We start from the raw sequence: 3,326 nt of genomic DNA on the forward strand, positions 1-3,326 counted from the left end.
TGCGGCTCCGTTGAGGGTTATCAGCTCCGGCGCCGGGTTGGGTCCGCCCGGCGTCGTCGCGTTGAAGCCGAAGTACACCGTCTGCCCCGGCTGGATCCGGCGATTGACCGCGGTGTTCTTCGCCGTCACCGTGGCACCGGCCTGCGTCGCCTCCGCCGACCACGCCTCCCGCAGCTTCTGGCCGCCCAGGAAGGCGAAGCGCGCCGTCCAGCCGTCGACCACCGTGCTGCCCGTGTTGGTGATCGCCAGCTGCGCGGTGAAGCCGCCGTTGCCCTGCCAGGGGCCGTAGTTCGTGTACTCGGCCTTGCAGGACGACGCGGCCGGGGCCTGACCCGTGCCCTGGTCGGCCAGGAACGACGACACCCAGGCGAGCGCCGAGTTCCAGTTGATCGCCACTTCGTTCGTCGCGTACGACTCGATGTGGTCGACGTAGCAGAACTGCGGCTTGCAGCCTTCCAGCAGGTCCTTGGCGTACGGGTCGTCCAGGCCCGCGTTGGCCCCGCCCGCGAGCGATCCGGCCGGCGGATGCGGGGTGCCGGCGTCCGCCTGGTGGGCGAAGATCCGGCTGTGCTGGTTCTGCGACGCGTGCTCGCCCCAGCCGGTGACGTACGACTGGTTCAGCGCGTTGCGGCCGAAGATGTAGTCGACGCCTTGCAGCGCCCCGTCGCGGTAGCCGGCTTTGCCGGTCAGGTCGAAGGCGGTGGCCAGCACCACGACGTTGTTGAGGATGTTGCTGTTGCCGCCCCAGAAGTAGCTGCCGGCGTCACCGGGCATCGGCAGCCCGTACGCCTGGGCCTTGAGGGTCGCCAGGTAGCGGTCCGCCGCCGTGACCACCGACTGGCGGACACGCTGCCGGTCAGCCGCCGGCAGCAGGTTCGGCACCGTGGCCAGGTCGAGCCGGCCCAGGGCGGCCGTGCTGCCCCAGCCGAAACCCGTGGCCGCGAAGACGTCGCCGGTGTGGTGCGGCGAGGCGGTCAGATCACTGAGGTACGGCTGTTCGGCCGTGCTCAGGTACAGCTCCGACGCCGCCCAGTAGAACTCGTCGCTGACGTCGGCGTCGCCGTAGCCACCGCCGCCACCACCGAGGTCCTGGGCCACCTTCGCGGGGTTGGCCTTCGCCGCGGTGTACGCGGTGCGGGCCGCGGTGAGGCACTTGTTGGCGAACGCCGCGTCGTAGGGCGCGAACAGCCGTGCGCACTGGGCGGCGGTGGCAGCCAGGTTCAGCGTGGCGGCCGTCGACACCGGGTGCAGTTCGCGCTGCTCGGGGTCGTCCTCGGGCTGCATCGGGATGCCGGTCCAGTTGGCGTCGTGCATCTTGTGGTGCACCATGCCGGCGAGCGGCTTGCCGGACGGCACCTGCATGCGCATGAGGAACTCGAGCTCCCACCGCGCCTCGTCGAGGATGTCGGGCACGTCGTTGCCGCGCTCCGGCACCCGCAGCGTGCTGTCCGCCAGCGCGGCACCGTGGGCAGCGGTGACGGCCGTCTTGGTGCGTTCGAAGGTGCTCATGAGCTGCTGCACGGCGATGCCGCCGTTGACCACGTACTTGCCGTGGTCGCCGGCGTCGTACCAGCCGCCGCGCACGTCCAGCCGGTAGTCGCAGGCGTTGGCGCGGCACGGCACGTCGGTGTCGCCGCGGTTGGGGGCCACGCCGAGGTGGCCGGCCGGGCGGGCGTACTGCTCGCCGACCAGGTCGCCGTCGATCGCGATGCCGCTGCGCTGGATGTAGAAGAACTGCAGGGCGTCCGAGCGCAGTTGCTTGTAGACGGTGCCGGAGATGTCGAACGGGTGGCTGGTCTGCCCGTCGGCGACCAATGTGTAGCCCGTGCCGGCGGTGCGGAAGCCGGAGAAGTCGATGGTGTGCACGTTCTGGCCCGAGGCGGCGTCCACCCCGCGCGGCGTGCTGGTGCCGTCGGCGACCACGTCGCCGCCGGCGTTCTTGAGTTGCCAGCCGAACGCCGTGGTGGCCTCGGTGACCACGGTCGCGTTCTTGGGCCCGGCCGGCAGGTAGCCGACCTGGTTGACGCGGACCCGCGGCCCGGTGTCCGGGGTGTACGGCGGCTCTTCCTCGCCACCGATCAGCGACACGTTGTCCACGCAGAAACGGTACGCCCCGGCGTTGCCACCCACCTGGAAGGCGACCTGACCCGCGGTGGTGTCGGCAGATGCGGTGAAGGTGAACTCCACGTGCTGCGTGGTGGAGGTCAGCGCTACGTCCCGCGACAGGAACGACGTGTACGGCTCGGCGCCCAGCTGGACGGCGGCCCGCACGCTCGCGCCCGGGGTGGCCGAGGCGTCGAACGACAAGGTGTACGAGGACCCGGCGATGAGCGCCACGCCGTTCTGTCCGATGCCGGCGTCCCAGGGGTTGGCCAGTCCGGCCGGCACCGCGGTGCACAGCCGGCCGTCGCCGGTTCCGGTGTCCGTGGTCCCGTAGGAGTACCAGCCCGCTGTCCCCTCGGAGAAGTCACCGTTCTCGACCTGCTCCGGCCCGGGCGGCGGAGGCGTGTCGCCGTCGCTGGTCAGGCTGACGTCGTCCAGGCAGAAGGTGTACGCCCCGGCGCTGCCACCCAGCTGGAACGTCAGCGTGCCGTTGGCCGAGTCGAGACCTCCGGTGAAGGTGTACTCGAACTTCTGCGCCTCGCTGGTCAGCGCGACGGCCCGCGACAACGCCGTGGTGTACGGCGCCTCATTGAGCTGCACGTTGGCCCGGACGGTCACCGCGGCGCTGGCCGAGGCGCTGAAGCTGAGGGCGTAGGCCGCGCCGTTGATCAAGGGAACGTCATTGTGGCCGAGGCTGACGTCCCAGGCATTGGTGGTACCGGCCGGGACCTCGGCGCAGAGCCGGCCGCCGACCACGGAGATGGGTGCGTTCTCGGTGGACCACCAGCCGGTGGTGCCGCTGGTGAAGGTGCCGTTGGGGATGTGCTGGACCGGCTCGGCGGAGGCCGGTTGGACCGTCAGCAGGGCCAGGCCGAGGCCGGCCGCGGCGCTCGCCGCGATCAGCCTGGCGGCCCGCCGGCGTCGATGTGGAGTCACGGGGGTCCTCTCAGAACTTCGCGGCCGCTGCCGGAGCGGTGGGACGGCCGCGCAGGGGCGGAGCCTGTGGGAGCGCTCCCATGATGCGAATGTTGCCAGCCGGTTAACCAGCCGTCAATCGACCGGCGTGATGGTTTGCACCGGTCTGCAAGAGTTACGGCCATCGATGGGCCGGGCCATCGGGCCTGGCTGACGGGAGGCCCTTTCCATGCGCCTGCGAAAACTGTCCGCCGCACTGCTCGCCGCCGGGACGGCTGCCGCGCTCGCCGCGGTCGCGCCCGCCGCGG

Annotated in this window: 1 protein-coding gene; it reads right to left on the reverse strand. The window is 71.2% G+C overall.

All coding sequences use genetic code 11. The features are described 5' to 3' along the window. The coding region (locus tag AB0C29_RS39780; RefSeq protein ID WP_360831946.1) for a glycoside hydrolase family 9 protein at positions 1-3,039 on the reverse strand (3,039 nt) is incomplete at its 3' end. Positions 3,040-3,326 lie beyond the last annotated feature (287 nt).

This window comes from Actinoplanes sp. NPDC048791 (genome assembly GCF_040650095.1).
Lineage (GTDB): Bacteria > Actinomycetota > Actinomycetes > Mycobacteriales > Micromonosporaceae > Actinoplanes.